This is a genomic window from Sphingobium fuliginis (assembly GCF_015074805.1).
Classification (GTDB): Bacteria; Pseudomonadota; Alphaproteobacteria; order Sphingomonadales; family Sphingomonadaceae; genus Sphingobium; species Sphingobium fuliginis.
Window position 1 is genome coordinate 2,099,182 of record NZ_CP060035.1, and the last position, 16,346, is coordinate 2,115,527.

Here is a 16,346-nt window from a genome sequence, read left to right on the forward strand (position 1 = left end):
TCACCGCAGCTTCAGCGTGGCGAGGCCGGCCAGCGCCAGCACGAAGGAAATGATCCAGAAGCGGATCACGACGGTCGGCTCGGCCCAGCCCAATTGTTCGAAATGATGGTGGATCGGCGCCATCTTGAACACGCGCTTGCCGGTGCGCTTGTAGAAGAAGACCTGGATGATGACGGACATCGCCTCCACCACGAACAGCCCGCCGATCACGCCCAGCACGATCTCATGATGCGCGGTGACGGCGATCACGCCGATCGTGCCGCCGAGCGCCAGGCTGCCGGTGTCGCCCATGAAGACGGCGGCGGGCGGCGCGTTGAACCAGAGGAAGGCGAGGCCCGCCCCGATGATCGCGCCGCACAATATGGTGAGGTTGCCCGCCCCCGGCACATGCGGAATGCCAAGATAGCCCGCAAAGTCGGCGCGCCCGACCAGATAGACGATGGCCATGAACGCCATGCAGGCGATGATGACCGGCATCGTCGCAAGCCCGTCCAGACCGTCGGTCAGGTTCACCGCATTGCCGAACGCCACGATCACGAAGGCCGCGAAGAGGAAATAGAACGGCCCCAGTTCGATGGCCGGACCGTTGTAGAAGGGCACGTACAGCGCGGTATTGCCATGCTGGCTGACGATCAGCCACGCCGCGAAACCGGCGATCAGGAACTCGAAGGCCAGGCGCATCTTGCCCGAAAGCCCCTTGTGGCTGGCTTTCGTCACCTTGTCATAATCGTCGAGGAAACCGATGGCGCCGAAACCCAGCGTCACGAACAGGCAGGCCCAGACATAGATGGAGGAAAGGTCCATCCACAGCAGCACCGACGACACCATGGACGTCAGGATCATGAGGCCGCCCATCGTCGGCGTGCCGCGCTTGGCGAGGTGCGTCTGCGGGCCGTCGTCGCGGATCGGCTGCCCCTTGCCCTGCCGCACGCGCAGCCATCCGATGAAGCGCGGCCCGATCAGCAGGCCGATGATGAGCGCGGTCGCGATCGCCGCGCCCGCCCGGAAGCTCAAATAGCGGATGAGGTTGAACACACCCGCGAAATCCATGGTCTGGGCAAGCCAGTAGAGCATCAGTTCTTTGCTTCCTGTAGCGCGGCGACGAGGCGCGAGAGGCCGATGCCGTTCGATCCCTTCACCAGGACCGCATCGCCCGCGCGTATTTCATGTCGAATGAGGTCGGTGGCGCTGGCTGCGTCGGATACATGGTCGAAGGCGATGACGCCGCCCAGCGCCTGCGCCAGCGGCTCCATCTCCTCGCCCACCAGCACCGCATAATCCACCTGGCCCGCCGTCAGCGGTTCGACCAGCCCGGCATGCAATTCGCGGCTGCGGTCGCCCAGTTCGCGCATCCCGCCCAGCACGGCAATGCGGCGCTCCGCCTGCTCCCGGCCCAATTGCCTGAGCGTCGCCGTCATGCTCAACGGATTGGCGTTATAGCTTTCGTCGATCAGCAACGCCTCGCCGCCCTCGACAGGCAGGATGCTCCGCTGACCCCGACCCGGAAGGCCCGGCATTTCCGCCAGCGCCAGTCCCGCCGCCGCCAGATCGCCGCCCAGCGCCTCCACCGTCGCCAGCACCGCCAGAGCGTTGGAAACCCAATGTTCGCCCGGAGCCCCCACGGTGAAGCACAGTTCGACGCCCGGCAGCGCCGCCGTTACCAGCGTGCCGCCGCCCACCGCAGGCACGGTTTCGCGGGCGCGGACATCGGCCTCCGGATCGAAGCCGAAGGTCAGGATTCGTGCCGCATGCTTCTCCGCCTTGGCATAAAGGGTCGCGACATGCGGGCTGTCATAGGGGATGACCGCCGTGCCGCCCGGCTCCAGCCCCTCGAAAATCTCGGCCTTGGCCTCCGCGATCTTCTCCTCGGTGCCGAAAAATTCGATATGGGCCGGCGCGATGGCGGTGACGATGGCGACATGAGGCCGTACCTGCCGGGTCAGCGCCGCCAGTTCGCCGGCATGGTTCATGCCCATTTCGAACACGCCAAAGGCGGATTGGCGCGGCATGCGCGACAGGCTCAGCGGCACGCCGACATGGTTATTGTAGCTCTTGACGGAGCGGTGGACCTCCCCCGGACAGATGCGGTCGAGCGCATGGAACAGCGCCTCCTTGGTGCCGGTCTTGCCCACCGATCCGGTGACGCCGACCACCTTGCCCTGCATCCGCGCGCGGGAGGCGCGACCAATATCCTCCAGCGCCGCCGCGCTGTCGGGGACCAGCACATGCGGCTGCGCGATCGGCTGGCTGACGATGGCGCCCGCCGCGCCCTGACAGAACGCCTTGTCGACGAAGCGATGGCCATCCGTGGCCTCGCCCTTCATCGCGACGAACAGGTCGCCGCCCGTCACTTCGCGGCTGTCGAACGCCACGCCAGAAACGGCGAAGGGCGCCGAAGCGACGCCCCCCGTGGCCTGCGCAATCTCTTCGGAGGTCCAGAGTGCGCTCATCCGGCGCATTCCCGCGCCACGGTCACATCGTCGAAGGGCAGCACCCGGTCCCCGATGATCTGGCCCTGCTCATGCCCCTTGCCTGCCAGGAGGACAATGTCGTCCGCGCCTGCCTGAGCGATGGCGGCGGCGATGGCGGCGCGGCGACCGCCAATCTCCTCCGCGCCCGGCGCGCCCGCCATGACGGCGGCGCGGATGGCGGAGGGCTCCTCCGAACGCGGATTGTCGTCGGTGACGATGACATGGTCGGCAAGGTCCGCCGCCACCTTGCCCATTTGCGGCCGCTTGCCCGCGTCGCGATCCCCGCCCGCGCCGAACAGCGCGATCAGCCGACCCCGCGTATGCGGCCGCAGCGCCTCGATGGCGGCACGCAACCCGTCGGGCGTATGGGCATAGTCGACATAGACCGGCGCGCCCGTCCGGGTGATGACGGCCCGCTCCAGCCGCCCGCGCACGGGCTGCACCCGGCCCAGCAGTTCCAGCACCTTGCCCGCATTCTCGCCGCCGGCAATCACCAGGCCGGCGGCGGTGAGCGCATTGGCCGCCTGATAGGCGCCGATCAGCGGCAGGTTGACCTTGTGGCTTTTGCCTTCAACCTCGACGTCCAGCGTCTGGCCCAACTGGGTCGGGGTGCGGTTGGCAAGGCGCAATGCCTGCCCCTGCACCCCGACGCTCAGCACACGAAGCCCCCGCTTCGTAGCCCGCTGGATAACCTTTTCCGACCATGCGTCATCGGCCCAGACGACCGCCGCGCCCTGCGGCTCGACCACCTCGTCGAACAGCCGCATCTTGGCATCGAAATAGCTGTCCATGTCGCCATGATAATCGAGATGATCCCGCGACAGGTTGGTGAAGGCTGCTGCCGACACGGGCAGCCCTTCAGTGCGATATTGCGCCAGCCCGTGGCTCGACGCCTCGAACGCGGCATGGGTGATGCCCTCGCGCTTCAGGCCCGACATGTTGGCGAGGAAGGTCACGATGTCCGGCGTGGTGAGCCCGGTGGAAACCTGATCCACGGAGGTGGTCACGCCCAGGGTGCCGATGGAGGCGGATTTATGCCCCAGCATCCGCCAGAGCTGCCGGGTCAGTTCGACGGTGGAGGTCTTGCCGTTGGTCCCGGTGACGGCAACGGTCACCTCCGGAAACGGCGCGAAATAGCGCGCGGCAAGCTGCGCGAACAGGCGGCGGGGGTTGTCCGAGGCGATATGGATCGCGCCGTCCACCCGCGCCTCCGGCCGGGCGACGACCGCCACTGCCCCTGCCTGCACGGCGGCGGGAATGAAGTCCTCGCCATTGACCCGCGCTCCCTGGAAGGCCCCGAACACCGTGCCCGGCGCGACCTTCCGGTTATCGATCGCGAAGCCCGATACCGGCAGGTCCAGCGACGCGCCTGTATCGAGCTTCGCATCCAGCCCCTCGATAAGCGACCCGAGGCGCATTATTCTTTCTCCTTGTCGCCGTGCAGCAGCGGCATGAGGTCGGAAATGTCGACGTCGCGCCGCTCGTCGGGCAGCACGCCCAGCATCGGCCCGGTGCGTTCCACCACCCGCTTCACGACCGGCGCCGCCGTCCAGGCGGCCGTGCGCAGGCCATATTGACCCGTCGCCTCGTCCATGGTGACGAGGACCACATAGCGCGGATTGTCCATCGGGAAGGCAGAAGCGAAAGTCGTCACCAGCGAAGTCTTGTTATACCGGCCCTCTTGGGGCTTTTCGGCGGAACCCGTCTTGCCGCCCACCCGGTATCCCTTGGCGTCGGCGCTGCGACCTGTACCCGCCGCCACGATCATGCGCAACAGTTGGCGCATGCGCGCGCTGGTCGCGGCGGAGAAGACGCGGCGGCCCTCCGGCACCTCGTCCGCCTTCAATTTGCGCAGGGTAGCGGGCCGCCACAGTCCGCCGTTCACCAACGCCGCATAAGCCGAAGCGAGATGCAAAGGCGTTACGGCGATGCCATGGCCATAGGAAACGGTCAGCGTCGTGATGCGCCCCCAATTGGCCGGCCAGAGCGTGCCTGCCCGTTCATTGAGCTCGATCGGCGCGCGCTGATCGAAGTGCAACTCCCGGAAAAGATGCTGCAAAGGCTCCGCGCCCATCTGGTCGGCGATCCGCGCCGTACCGATGTTGGAACTGTGCACCAGGATTTCCGGCACGTTGATCCAGCGGCCGAGCGGATGGTCGTCCTTGATCCGGAAGCCCGCAATGGCGAGCGGCGCCGTCGCGTCATAGGTCTTCGACATGGAAGTGACGACGCCGCGATCCATCGCCGCGGCGATGGACAGCGGCTTGAACGCCGATCCCAGTTCATAGCGCGCCTGCACCATATGATTGCAGAGCGGCGATTCGCTGCAACTCTTGCCCGCATAATTTTGCAGCTTGTTGGGATCGAACACGGGAATCGACGCCATGGCGATCACCTCGCCGGTATTGGCGTCCAGTATCACGCCGCCCGCCCCCTTTGCGCGGGTCTGGACGAGCTGCGCGTACAGCTCGCTTTCCAGCGCGCCCTGCACGCGGCTGTCGATGGACATGGCGAAGGGCTGACCGCGCAGCGCCGCATCGGTCAGCCGGTCGTTGAACGCCGCTTCCACGCCCATGCCGCCCTTGCCGTCCGTATTGGGCGCAAAGCCCATCACATGCGCCGCCAAGGTGCGCTGCGGATAGAGCCGCTCCTTCTCGCGCGGGAATTCGATGCCGATCTCGCCCAGGGCGTTCACGGCCGCCACCTCTTCCGGCAACGCGCGACGGCGCAGATAGGCCCAGCCGCGCCCGGTCAACTTCTTGTGGAAGGCGGCTTCCGGTTCGTCGGGGAATATCTCGTGCAGCTTGCGCGCCAGTTCGGACGGGTCGCCGATCAGCCGCGAAGGCCGCACCGCAATCGAATAGGCATCCATGGTGCGTGCCAGCGGCACGCCGTTGCGGTCGACAATGTCGGCCCGCGCAGGAAGGCCGCCCATCGCGTCGCCGCCCCGCCCGTTGCCGGCGAAGACCCCCACCCAGGTCAGGCGCAGGATCAATACCGCCGTGATCGCCATGAACAGGATCAGCAGCAACATCAGCCGGTTATGCGCGATCGCCGTCAGGTCGACGCGCTGCTTGCCCGCTCTCGCGCCGCCCGGCTGAACGATGATCGTCGCCATCTAGCGATCCCCCTTGGCGCGCTCGCGCTTCGCCTTGGCGCTGATGTCCCCCAGCGTGCTGTCGTCGAGCAGCTTCGCGTCCAGCATCGCCATCCGCTCCGCGCGGCGGGCGACAGGATTGGGCTTCGTCGTGTCGGCGTCCTCCTTCGCCTTTTCCTTGGGCGTCTTGACGGGCGGCGCCTTGGCGATCTTGTCGACATTGTCCGCCGCATGCGCCTCCCGGATCACGGCGATGTCGCTGCGGATCTGGGTCGGCGCGGGGCTGGCGGGTGCGGCCTGCGGCGCCGACGGAAGATCGGCGGGCGTCTGCACCATCGCCACCATCACCGGCGGCGCGACATAATCGGGCCCGTTGGGCTGCACCCCGTCGAGATGCGCCAGCGCCCGCTCGCCCGCCAGATATTGCTGGGCGGTGGGCGTCGCATACATGAAATCGTCCTGGTTCCAGCGCTCAAGCTGCCGCATGTTCGCCCGCGCGCTGAACTCGGTCTCCAGATAGCGGATGTCGGCCTTCGCCCGCGCAATCTGCGCCCGCACCTTCATCAACTCATTACGCTCGGTCGCGACCTTGAGCGACACCAGATAAGCGCCCAGCGCCCCCAGCGCGACCAGAAGGATCCAGATCAGGCTCTGCAATCTCTTGACCGCGATCATGAGCGGGGTTTCCTGTCTTGGGTTCGGCGGGGGGAAACAGGGGCGGACGTGCGAACGGCGCTGCGCAGCGTGGCGGATCGGGAGCGGGGGTTGCGCGCCAGTTCCGCCATGCCGGGCCGCACCGCCTTGGCTGGCCTTTCGAAAGTCGGCGCGGGACCGGACTGGAGCTGGGGCAAATGGCGCGATCCGCTCGCCTCGCTGCCGCTGCGGTTGCGCAGGAACTGCTTGACGATGCGGTCCTCCAGGCTGTGGAAGGTGACGACCGCCAGCCGGCCGCCTTCCTCCAGCATCGCCTCGGCCGCTTCCAGCCCCCGCTCCAGTTCTTCCAGCTCGCGATTCACATGGATGCGGATCGCCTGGAAGGTGCGGGTCGCGGGGTCCTTCTTGTCATGCGGCTTGTGGCCAAGCGCCTTGCGCACGACGCCGGCAAGCTGCCCGGTACGCTCCAGCGGCCGCGCCTCGACGATCGCCTTCGCCACGCGGCGCGAGCGGGGCTCCTCGCCATAGCGATAGAGGATGTCGGCAATCTCCTGCTCGGGGGCATTGTTCAGGAAATCGGCGGCGCTCATCCCGCTCTGGCTCATCGTCATGTCGAGCGGCCCGTCGCCCTGAAAGGAAAAGCCCCGCTCCGGCCGGTCGAGCTGCATGGACGAAACGCCGATGTCCAGCGTGACGCCGGAAACCGATGTCACGCCCCGGTCCGCCAGCAGTTGCTCCATCCGCGAAAATTCGCCCGCTATCAGGGTGATGCCCTTTGCGTCGGCCAGCGCCTGCCCTTCGCGAATCGCGTCGGGGTCGCGGTCGAAGGCGAAGACCCTCGCCCCCTTGTCCGCCATGGCGCCCGAATAGCCGCCCGCGCCGAACGTGCCGTCGACATGGACCTCGCCGGGGTTGATGGCGAGGGCGTCGAGCACTTCGTCGATGAGCACCGGAATATGGCGCTCGGGGTCCTTGGCATGATCGGCGGAAGCGCTCACCTAGCCCCTCCAGCCGTCCGCTGGTCCAGCCAGCGGCGAACCTTGTTGCGGATCAGTTCCGGCCGGTCCTTGCTGTCGACCAGCGTTTCCGGCTTCCAGATCTGGATGTAGCGACCCACGCCATAGAAGAAGACGGCGTCGGCGATGCCATATTCCTCCTTGATGTCGGGATGCATGGCGAAGCGGCCGCCGTCATCGAAATTGACCTCCTCGATCGTGCCGAGGCGGCGCTCCAGTTCCAGATCGGCATCATAGTCGCGCCCCGCGGCGCGCGCTTCGCGGGCCAGTTCCTCGACTTCGGTGAACAGATGGCGGCGGTGCGATTCGCCAAAGCCAGTGGCGCAGGGGTTGCCGCCATGGACCGAGAGGAAAAGCCGGGTTTCATTGCCGCTGGACAGCTTGACCTGCCGGCGCATCTCCAGGGGCAGCACGAAACGGCCCTTGCCGTCCGCGACGCTGAATGCGTTGCCCGTATAGAGAATGACTTCCGACACTTTTGGACTGCTGCCCCTCTGTTCCCGGGGCGCAGGCTATCGCCAGCCGGATTCGCGCAGAGACGAACCGGCTCACAGGACTAGCAAAGCCTGACAAACCCCTATGGCTTTCAAATACCAAGCCACGGGGTGCAAGAAAAGGGATATTTTGGGAAAAGCCGGGAAATCCTGTTTTGTTCTGGTAATTAACCCTCTTTAAATGGCGTTGGCCGGGCAGGACGTGGCGAAGAAAGGTCCAAGGGAGCCGCCCCGCGCCGCCGGAAAAACACGGTTCCCAAGGCCGCCCAGAAAATCCCGACGAGGACCGCCCAGCGAACGGCGTTGACCAGCGCGTCACCCGACCGGACCCAGCGCCGCCCTGCCGGAAGCGTGGCGCCCAAAGCTTCCGCCACGAACTGCGGGGTATCGGCGGTCCATTGTCCGGGCTCCAACGACGCGGCGGCATCCGCGAGCCAGAGCCTATCGTCGATCAGATCGGCATCCGCGACGATGGTTACGCTGCCCTTCCCCACCATGCAGCGCGCCACCAACCCCCGCCCCACGATGCGGCACTCCGGCCCAGCATCCTCGAAACCGGAGGCGGAATAGACGGTCAACACCCGCCCATCGCCCAGAAAATGACGCTTTTCGCCCGCGCTGGGGGGCGTCAGCCTGACGCCCCAATATTCGATCATCGCCGCGAGCAAGGTGACGGCCGGCGGTCGCCGCCGGTCGCCCAACGGCAGGTCCATCGGCCAACGCAGTTCCGGATCGGCCAGGACCAGCGCCTTGCCGCCCCGGCCGATCCATCCGTTCAACGCGACCAGTTCATCCATCGAAAAAGCCCGCGGCTGGGCGAGGAGGAGCGTCTTGGCAGGGCTGTTTTCCAGAACGAGCGGCGAATCGAGGGGGCTCAGGTCGAATCGCTGGCGGAGGACGGTGACGATGGGCGCATCCACCTGGGCGCCATCGCGCCAGAACAGCGGCAGTCCGGTGATGATGGACAATTTGGGAGGATGAGGCGCGCGCTGAACAGCCGGCTCCTGAGCCAGCCAGCACGCCGCGAGAGCCAGCAAGGCCAGGCCCATCGCAGCAATCCGCCCTGTTCCTGCGAAGGCAGGAACCCAGTCCCGCCATTTGGACGGGGCGGTCGCAAGCCATTCGTCTCTCTCAAGCGCCTTGGTGGGAACACGGAACATCAATCCCGCAAACGTGGCCGCCAGCACCACCGCAAGCAACCAAAGCACGGGCAGCAAAGCCGGCACGCGCCAAGCCGCCAGAAACGCGCAGGACAACACCGTCCCAACCGTTCCCAGCCCGGCCCACCACGCCGCCCCGTCCCCCCGCCGCGCCTTCAGCACAGCGGCCATCGGGATCGCCAGCAATGCCGGAACCATCCAGCCCCGAGGATCGACCTGCCCGGTCCGCAGCAGCGCGGGCAACCCGCCGAGCAGCACCAGGAGCCCGGGCAGAGCCAGCATCAAAAATGTCCGAAGCGCAGCCTTCAAGCCGAACCCGCCAGCATCAGCGCGAAGCCGGCGGAATCTCGCGATCCATGGGTTTCTTGAGATTGGGGTCGGGTTGCAGGTCCGGCACGATCGGCGCCTGCTCCGGCGCGGGCTGCACGCCCAGTTCCGCCAGCGGCTCCTTGGGCGATACCGCATTCACGTCCAGCGTGGGCACGGTCGGCGGCGGCACCGCCGGATCGTCTATCCGCGCCTTGTCGATCACGATATTCGCCAGACCCACGAGCAACACCACGCCCGCCAGCCCGGTGAGGCCAATCTGGACACGCTGCAACCCTTCCTGTTGGCGGGGTGTTTCAGCCATGAAGCGCTCTTTTTTATCGCCGCCGCGACCTGTGTCGGCGGTCAACGAGTTTGCGCGAGCCAGGGGAAGACAGTCAAGCCCTTCAATTCCAGCCATTCGCGATTATAAAGCGTTGAAAGATAACGAAATCCGGTATCGCACAGGATCGTGACGATCCGCTTGCCGGGCCCAAGGCGCTTCGCCAGCGCCACCGCGCCCGCGACATTGATGCCCGACGACAGGCCCAGGCACAGCCCTTCCTCGGCCAGCAGACGCCGTACCCAGAGCAGCCCTTCCTCATCGGAAATGCGGAACTGGGTATCGATCGGCGCGCCCTCCAGATTGGCGGTGATGCGTCCCTGCCCGATGCCCTCGGCCACCGAAGACCCTTCCGCCTTCAGCTCGCCATGGGCATAATAATTGTAAAGCGCCGCGCCATGCGGATCGCTGAGCGCGATGGTGATATTCTCGTCATGCGCCTTCAGGCCCAGCCCCACGCCCGCGATCGTCCCGCCCGTGCCCGCCGCGCAGGTGAAACCGTCGATCTGCCCGTCCATCTGGGTCCAGATCTCCTCGGCGGTGCCAATGATATGCGCCTTGCGGTTGGCGATATTGTCGAACTGGTTGGCCCAGATCGCGCCTTCCGTCTCCTCCGCCAGGCGGCGGGAGGTGTGGACGAAATGGCCGGGATTGGAATAGGGCGCCGCCGGCACCGTCACCAGCTCGGCGCCCAGCGCGCGCAGCGTGTCCATCTTCTCGCGGCTCTGCGTCTCGGGCATGACGATGATCGTCCGATAGCCCTTGGCGTTGGCAACCAGCGCCAGCCCGATGCCGGTATTTCCCGCCGTCCCCTCGACGATGGTGCCGCCGGGCTTCAACAGCCCCTTTTCCTCCGCATCGTTGACGATGAACAGCGCCGCGCGATCCTTTACCGAAGCGCCGGGATTGGCGAATTCGCATTTGGCGTAAATGTCGCAACCCGTCTCTTCCGAAGGGCCGGCAAGGCGCACCAACGGCGTGTTGCCAATCAGGGCGAGACTATCTTTCTGAACCAGCATGGCTTCCGCATAGCGGACCAGATACGCGCTTGCCAAGCAACGGATTGATGGCCGCACGAAAGTCGGGATTGTCGCTGGACTCGTTAAGCTTTGCATCCTCCACCGTCTCAGAGCGGGACAGGCCGGATTCCGCGGGGGAACTGGCGAGGCTTTTCCCCTATGATAAGCGCCAACATGCGGATTTTCGGGGGAAACGGGGCTTTGAAGGGCCAGCGGACAGGGGTGAGGCACGGTGTCGTCGCCGCGCTGGCGCTGCTCGCCCTCGCCGCGCCGCGCCTGATCACAGCGGCACCGCTTGACCTGCTGGCCGCCAACCATGCGCAGGATGATCCCGCGGAGAAGCCCGGTGAGAATTTCCCCGGATCCGCCTTCTTCTTCGCGCAGGGCGCCTTCGATCCCGCGCCCGGCGCCGCAACGCTGCGAAGCGAGCATGTACTTGGGCTTGATGCCGTGCAGGCTGCTCCCGCCATGGCTTTCCGGGGCCTGACCGCGCTCGACAGCTATCGGGCGCTCAACTGCCTGACATCCGCCGTCTATTATGAGGCGGGGAGCGAGCCGGAGGACGGGCAACGCGCCGTGGCGCAGGTGGTGCTGAACCGCGTCCGCAACCCCGCCTGGCCCAAGAGCGTGTGCGGCGTCATCTACCAGGGGTCGGAACGCACCGACTATCGCTGCCAGTTCACCTTCAGCTGCGACGGCTCCATGGCGCGCGGCGCGAGCGCGGACGGATGGGCGCGCGCCCGCCGCATCGCCGCTCAGGCGCTTTCCGGCATGGTCTATCGGCCCGTCGGCCTTGCCACCTATTATCATACGCTGGCGGTGCGACCCGAATGGGCCGGCGCGATGCGGCCGGTTGCCGTGATCGGCGCGCATATCTTCTACCGCCCGCCCGGTGCCGGTGGCACGGCCGCCGCTTTCCGCATGGCTTATTCGGGGCGCGAAACACAGTCGGGGCCTGCCCGACTGGCATTGACCGCGAAGTCCCCGATGTTCGATCCCATGGTGGCGGAACCCGTCACGGCATCCCCCGCGCCCGCCGTGCCCGTCACCGGGCCTTTTGTCCCTCTGTCCCCCGATGCGCCGGGCCTTCCCCAATCGACGATCCGCCCCGAATATCGCAACAGCGGCCGACCGCTGATCTGACGAGCGTTTTTTGCGGAAAAATGCCGATTATTTTATGGTTACCGTTTTAGAAACCAATCAAACCGTTGAAAAATAACGAAATAAATTTCTCATCATTTTTTCGGACCTGGGGAACCTAATCCTTCCTTCATGGGTTCTGCACTGCGGATAGCAAATCTTTTGCCCCCCGCTCTTGCTATCCAAAAAAACATGAGCCCGGAACGCATCTCCCCCCCCCGACGCGTTCCGGGCTCAGAATTTTTTAGCCAACTCCCGGAAATCAGAGATATTTTCGCTCTCGGAACGCTTTTCCGGGCAGCGGGTTGTTCAGTGGTCACCGGCATGACGCCCGGTTGAAGCATTTCCTGCCAGCTATGCAGGACAAAGGCTCTGAAAAGGAGACGATGATGACCAGGAAGATATTGGCCGCCCTTCTATTGACCGGTTCGTTGATGGTCGCGGCCTGCAACACGGTCGAAGGCGCCGGCAAGGACGTGCAAAGCGCCGGCCAGGCGGTCGAAAACGCCGCCAACTGATCCGATGGAAAGGCTCGCTTCACAGCGAGCCTTTTTTCAACCCGCAGCGTCCGCCGCTTCGCTGGTGGCCAGATCCTTGGCCTGCTTCCGGTCGGTGAACCAGATGGCGACGATGGTGATTTCATAAAGCGCCAGCAGCGGAATCGCCAACATGAGCTGCGAGACCACGTCCGGCGGCGTCAGCACCGCCGCCAGCACGAAGGCGGCCACGATCATGTAGCGGCGCAGGCCAATCAACTGCGCCCGGCTCACAAAACCGGCGCGGTTGAGCAGCATCAGCAGCACCGGCATCAGGAAGCTGATGCCGAAGGCGAGGATGAACTGCATCACCAGCCCCAGATAACTGTCCGCGCTCGGCAACGCCTCCACCTGCAGGCCGCTGCTGTTGCCCTGAAATTCCAGGAAGAAGTGGAAGGCCGTGGGCATCACCACGAAATAGGCCAGCGATGCGCCCATGGCGAAGAGGAAGGGCGTGGCGATGAGGAACGGCAGCAGCGCCTTCTTTTCCTTCGCATAGAGCCCCGGCGCGACAAAGGCCCAGAGCTGGTTCGCGATGATCGGAAAGGACAGGCAGAAAGCGCCGAAGACCGCGATCTTCACCTGAACGAAAAAGGCTTCATACAGCTTGGTGTAGACCAGCCGCCCGCCATCGTCGCCAAAGGCTTCCTTCAGCGGATGGACCAGGATCGCGAACAACTGCTCGGAGAAATAGAAACAGATCGCGCCCGTTATGAACAGCGCATAGACGCATTTGAGCAGCCGTCCGCGCAGCTCGATCAGATGGTCGAGCAAAGGCGCCTTGCTGTCGTCGATGTCCTTCATGCCGCCGCGTCGTCCTTCCGCACCGGTTCCTGCGCCACATAGGGCGGTCCGTCCGTCGCTGGCGGGGCGACATAGGGGGGCGCTTCGCTCGCCGGGGCCGATTCAGCGACGAAGGGCGGCACCTCTCCGGCTGCCGCTGCGGCGGCGGGTGCCGGCAAGGCTCCGGTTTCACCGGCGGTTTCAGGCGCAAGCGTCTCCGGCGGATGCTCTTCCATGATCCGCTTGTTCTGCGCGGCCCATTTCTTCTCCAGTTCCTCCAGCTCCACCTCGCGGACCATCGCATCGATGCCGGTGCGGAAATGGCGCGCCATGGACTGCGCCTTGCCCACGATCTGCCCCACCTTGTAGAGCGCGCGCGGCAGGTCCTTCGGGCCGATGACGATCACCGCGATGATGACGATCACCAGAAGTTCAGACGAATCGATACCAAACATGCGTGCCTACCGCCCCGGCCGAAGGAAAAATCAGGCCTTGGTCTTTTCTTCCGTCGCGGTGGGCGCGTCCTGTTCGGGCACGCGATGGCCCTCGATACGCGTGGCGGGCTTGGTGGGCACGTCGTCGTCCTCCATGCCCTTCTTGAAGCTCTTGATGCCCTTGGCAACGTCGCCCATCAACCCGGAGATGCGGCCGCCGCCGAACAGCAGCATGACCACCAGGAGAACGATGACCCAGTGCATCAGCGAAAAGGAACCCATTTGAACACACTCCTGAAACTGCGTCTTATCTAGAGTGATTTCGCGTGAAATGGAAATATTTCACGGCCCGGAAATCACGGCGAACAAACCCGCAGATCATGTTTCGGCCCGGCAGGGGCCCAAGCATGATCTAGGCGTCTTCCTCATCATTTTCCACAACGGATTGGGCGCCCAGACCCTCAAGCGCCAAATCGACGGGATCGAGCAGGCCGGCGGCCCGCAAGTCGTCGATACCCGGCAGGTCCCTGCGGCTGCTAAGGCCGAAATGTGACAGAAATTCTACCGTGGTGGCGTAGATCAGCGGCCTTCCCGGCACCTCCCGGCGTCCGGCGGGCCTGACCCAGCCCGCCTCCATCAGCACGTCCAGCGTGCCTTTCGCCACCTGAACGCCGCGAATGGCCTCTATCTCGGCCCGGCTGACAGGCTCATGATAGGCGATGATCGCCAGCGTCTCCATGGCGGCGCGCGACAGCTTGCGCGTCTCGTCCTTCTCCCGGCGAAGGATATGGGAAAGGTCGGCCGCCGTCTGGAAATGCCAGCGCCCGCCCCGCTCGACCAGATTGACGCCGCGCCCCGCATAATGACCGCTGATCGTCGCCAGCGCGGCGGCAAGATCGCCCGCCTCCCCCACATGCAGCTTGATTTCGCCCAGGGTCAGCGGCTGTTCCGATACGAACAGCACGGCCTCCACCGCACGAAGGAAATCGTCCTGTTCCTCGATCACAATAGGCGCCCCGCATTCGGTTCCGGCACGGCGGCCCGCAGGAAAATGGGTTCGAAAATCCCGTCCTGCTGGATTTCCAGCCGCCCCTGCCGCGCCAGTTCCAGCGCGGCGACGAAACTGCTGGCCAATGCCGATCGTGCCATCGGCCCATCCTGCCCGCTCGGCAGGAAGGCTTCAAGCGCGGTCCAGTCGATCGCCGCCCCCACCAGCGCGCCGACGCGCTGTATCGCCTCGTCCAGGGTCATGACCGGCCGCACCGCGACCATATGCACCACCGGCTGCGTCCGCGCACGGACCTGGCCGTAGGACTGGATCAGGTCGAACAGGCTGGCCGCCCATTTCGCCTTGCGGACGAGGCGCAGGCCTTCGGGCCTTTCGCGGACGAACACGTCGCGGCCGATGCGGTCGCGCGCCATCAGCCGGGCGCCCGCCTCCCGCATCGCCTGAAGCCGCTGGAGCCGCAATTGCAGACGCAGCGCCAGTTCCTCGGGGCTGGGTTCGGGCTGCGCCTCCCTCGGCAGCAGCAGCGAGGATTTGAGATAGGCCAGCCACGCCGCCATCACCAGATAGTCGGCCGCCAGTTCCAGCTTCAGCTTCCGCGCGCCCTCTATATAGGCGAGATATTGTTCGACCAGCGCGAGGATGGAGATTTCGCGCAGGTCGACCTTCTGCGTCCGCGCCAGCGCCAGCAACAGGTCGAGCGGCCCCTCCCAGCTTTCGAAACTGACGGTCAGCATGTCGGGCCGGGCCGCGGCGGCAGGGGCGAAGAGGTCGTCCATCGCTAGCAGGGCGCTTTCCGGCAATCGGCGCCCCGCCTCACGCCGGCACCATCGCCAGCAAGGCGTCGCGGGTGGCGAGCAGTTCCTCCAGCGGCGGTCCCCCGGGCGGTGCGCCGCTCGACGCCATCGCCCGGTCCAGCCTTGCCTTCGCCTCGGTCCCGATGTCCGGCAGCAGGCGGGCAATGCCGACCATATCGTCCATCCGCCCCCAGCAATTGAGCGCCAGATCGCAGCCTGCCGCCACCGTTGCCGCCGCCAGTTCCGGGATGCTGCCCTTCAACGCCTTCATGTCCAGATCGTCGGACATCAGCAGCCCGGCGAAGCCGATCCGCCCACGGATGATCGTGTCGATCACGGAACGGGAGAGGCTGGCCGGCAGGTCGGGGTCCCAGGCCGTATAGACGACATGCGCCGTCATCCCCATGGGCGCATCCTTCAACGCCTGGAACGGCGCCAGATCGATCGCCAGCGCATCCTCGTCGGCGGTGACGATGGGCAGTTCATGATGGCTGTCGACCATCGCCCGGCCATGCCCGGGCATATGCTTGACGATGCCGACCACGCCGCCATCGGCCAGCCCTTCGATCACCGCCCGCCCCAGCGCGGCGACCCGCATCGGCTCCGCGCCAAGGGTGCGGTCACCCATGATGTCGCTTGCCCCTTCCTGCCGCACGTCGAGCAACGGCAGCGCATCGACGGTAATGCCGACTTCCGCCAATGTGATGGCAATGGCCCGCGCATTGGCATGGGCCGCCGCGATGGCGCTGGACGGAGCGATTTCGTAGAGCTTGTCGAACACCGCGCCAGGAGGAAAGCTGGGCCAGACCGGCGCCTGCATCCGCGCGACCCGGCCGCCTTCCTGATCGATCATGATGAGCAGATCGTCCCGGCCATGCAGCGCGCGCAGATCGTCGGTCAACGCGCGAAGTTGCCCCCGATCCAAGATATTGCGGCGGAAGAGGATGTAACCCGCCGGATCGGCCTCCGCGAAGAAGGCGCGTTCATCGGAAGTCAGTGTCTCGCCGGAAAGGCCGAAGATAACGGGTTTCATGCGGAGCGATGGTAGCGGCTGAAAGCGGCTCTGTCGAAGGGGTTGTTCCGGCCTTGC

At 65.6% G+C, this 16,346-nt stretch carries 18 protein-coding genes; 2 read left to right on the plus strand and 16 right to left on the minus strand.

The genetic code is table 11. The features are described 5' to 3' along the window. The 10 genes from mraY to H5V43_RS10110 form a co-directional block, all read right to left on the minus strand. The gene (gene mraY / locus H5V43_RS10065) at positions 1-1,074 is read right to left on the minus strand and encodes a phospho-N-acetylmuramoyl-pentapeptide-transferase (protein WP_025550622.1); all 1,074 of its coding nucleotides are present in this window, start codon (positions 1,072-1,074) and stop codon (positions 1-3) included. Continuing rightward, on the minus strand, positions 1,074-2,450 hold the full coding sequence (locus H5V43_RS10070) for a UDP-N-acetylmuramoyl-tripeptide--D-alanyl-D-alanine ligase (protein WP_025550620.1): 1,377 nt from the start codon (positions 2,448-2,450) through the stop codon (positions 1,074-1,076). The genes mraY and H5V43_RS10070 overlap by 1 nt, the downstream gene beginning before the upstream one ends. Then, the gene (locus H5V43_RS10075; RefSeq protein WP_025550618.1) at positions 2,447-3,889 is read right to left on the minus strand and encodes a UDP-N-acetylmuramoyl-L-alanyl-D-glutamate--2,6-diaminopimelate ligase; all 1,443 of its coding nucleotides are present in this window, start codon (positions 3,887-3,889) and stop codon (positions 2,447-2,449) included. The genes H5V43_RS10070 and H5V43_RS10075 overlap by 4 nt, the downstream gene beginning before the upstream one ends. Continuing rightward, positions 3,889-5,589 carry a peptidoglycan D,D-transpeptidase FtsI family protein gene (locus H5V43_RS10080; RefSeq protein ID WP_025550616.1) on the minus strand — a complete coding sequence of 567 codons (1,701 nt, stop codon included), beginning with the start codon at positions 5,587-5,589 and terminating at the stop codon, positions 3,889-3,891. The genes H5V43_RS10075 and H5V43_RS10080 overlap by 1 nt, the downstream gene beginning before the upstream one ends. Next, positions 5,590-6,243 carry a hypothetical protein gene (locus H5V43_RS10085; protein WP_025550614.1) on the minus strand — a complete coding sequence of 218 codons (654 nt, stop codon included), beginning with the start codon at positions 6,241-6,243 and terminating at the stop codon, positions 5,590-5,592. Next, the gene (gene rsmH / locus H5V43_RS10090) at positions 6,240-7,220 is read right to left on the minus strand and encodes a 16S rRNA (cytosine(1402)-N(4))-methyltransferase RsmH (protein ID WP_099186124.1); all 981 of its coding nucleotides are present in this window, start codon (positions 7,218-7,220) and stop codon (positions 6,240-6,242) included. Before rsmH ends, H5V43_RS10085 begins: the two co-directional genes overlap by 4 nt. Then, complete coding sequence (locus H5V43_RS10095; RefSeq protein WP_025546944.1) at positions 7,217-7,714, minus strand: division/cell wall cluster transcriptional repressor MraZ; 498 nt, start codon at positions 7,712-7,714, stop codon at positions 7,217-7,219. Before H5V43_RS10095 ends, rsmH begins: the two co-directional genes overlap by 4 nt. 185 nt (positions 7,715-7,899) lie before the next feature. Then, complete coding sequence (locus tag H5V43_RS10100) at positions 7,900-9,174, minus strand: Gldg family protein (protein ID WP_244968611.1); 1,275 nt, start codon at positions 9,172-9,174, stop codon at positions 7,900-7,902. A 43-nt stretch (positions 9,175-9,217) separates the two neighbouring features. After that, the gene (locus H5V43_RS10105) at positions 9,218-9,523 is read right to left on the minus strand and encodes a hypothetical protein (protein ID WP_020821203.1); all 306 of its coding nucleotides are present in this window, start codon (positions 9,521-9,523) and stop codon (positions 9,218-9,220) included. 41 nt (positions 9,524-9,564) lie between these two features. Then, the gene (locus tag H5V43_RS10110) at positions 9,565-10,560 is read right to left on the minus strand and encodes a cysteine synthase A (RefSeq protein ID WP_044662761.1); all 996 of its coding nucleotides are present in this window, start codon (positions 10,558-10,560) and stop codon (positions 9,565-9,567) included. A 174-nt stretch (positions 10,561-10,734) separates the two neighbouring features. Here H5V43_RS10110 and H5V43_RS10115 point away from each other — a divergent pair, with 174 nt between their 5' ends. Both H5V43_RS10115 and H5V43_RS10120 read left to right on the plus strand, forming a co-directional pair. Beyond that, positions 10,735-11,703, plus strand: a complete 969-nt coding sequence (locus H5V43_RS10115) for a cell wall hydrolase (RefSeq protein ID WP_025546949.1) — start codon at positions 10,735-10,737, stop codon at positions 11,701-11,703. Positions 11,704-12,089: 386 nt separating this feature from the next. Continuing rightward, a complete protein-coding gene (locus H5V43_RS10120; protein WP_025546951.1) occupies positions 12,090-12,218 on the plus strand; it encodes an entericidin A/B family lipoprotein in 129 nt (42 codons plus the stop codon). 36 nt (positions 12,219-12,254) lie between these two features. Here H5V43_RS10120 and tatC read toward each other — a convergent pair whose 3' ends face one another. The 6 genes from tatC to nagZ all read right to left on the minus strand — a co-directional run bounded on the left by tatC (position 12,255) and on the right by nagZ (position 16,289). Next, positions 12,255-13,040: a twin-arginine translocase subunit TatC gene (gene tatC, locus H5V43_RS10125; RefSeq protein ID WP_025546953.1), complete on the minus strand. Its 786-nt coding sequence runs from the start codon at positions 13,038-13,040 to the stop codon at positions 12,255-12,257. Next, entirely contained in the window at positions 13,037-13,474 is a 438-nt protein-coding gene (gene tatB / locus H5V43_RS10130) for a Sec-independent protein translocase protein TatB (RefSeq protein WP_025546955.1), read from the minus strand. The genes tatC and tatB overlap by 4 nt, the downstream gene beginning before the upstream one ends. Before the next feature lie 30 nt (positions 13,475-13,504). Continuing rightward, positions 13,505-13,735 carry a twin-arginine translocase TatA/TatE family subunit gene (locus H5V43_RS10135; RefSeq protein ID WP_007685564.1) on the minus strand — a complete coding sequence of 77 codons (231 nt, stop codon included), beginning with the start codon at positions 13,733-13,735 and terminating at the stop codon, positions 13,505-13,507. Between the two features lie 130 nt (positions 13,736-13,865). Continuing rightward, positions 13,866-14,459 carry an SMC-Scp complex subunit ScpB gene (gene scpB, locus H5V43_RS10140; protein ID WP_025546958.1) on the minus strand — a complete coding sequence of 198 codons (594 nt, stop codon included), beginning with the start codon at positions 14,457-14,459 and terminating at the stop codon, positions 13,866-13,868. Then, positions 14,456-15,238: a segregation and condensation protein A gene (locus tag H5V43_RS10145; protein ID WP_025546960.1), complete on the minus strand. Its 783-nt coding sequence runs from the start codon at positions 15,236-15,238 to the stop codon at positions 14,456-14,458. Before H5V43_RS10145 ends, scpB begins: the two co-directional genes overlap by 4 nt. Positions 15,239-15,275: 37 nt before the next feature. Then, entirely contained in the window at positions 15,276-16,289 is a 1,014-nt protein-coding gene (nagZ, locus tag H5V43_RS10150; protein WP_025546962.1) for a beta-N-acetylhexosaminidase, read from the minus strand. Between the last annotated feature and the right edge of the window lie 57 nt (positions 16,290-16,346).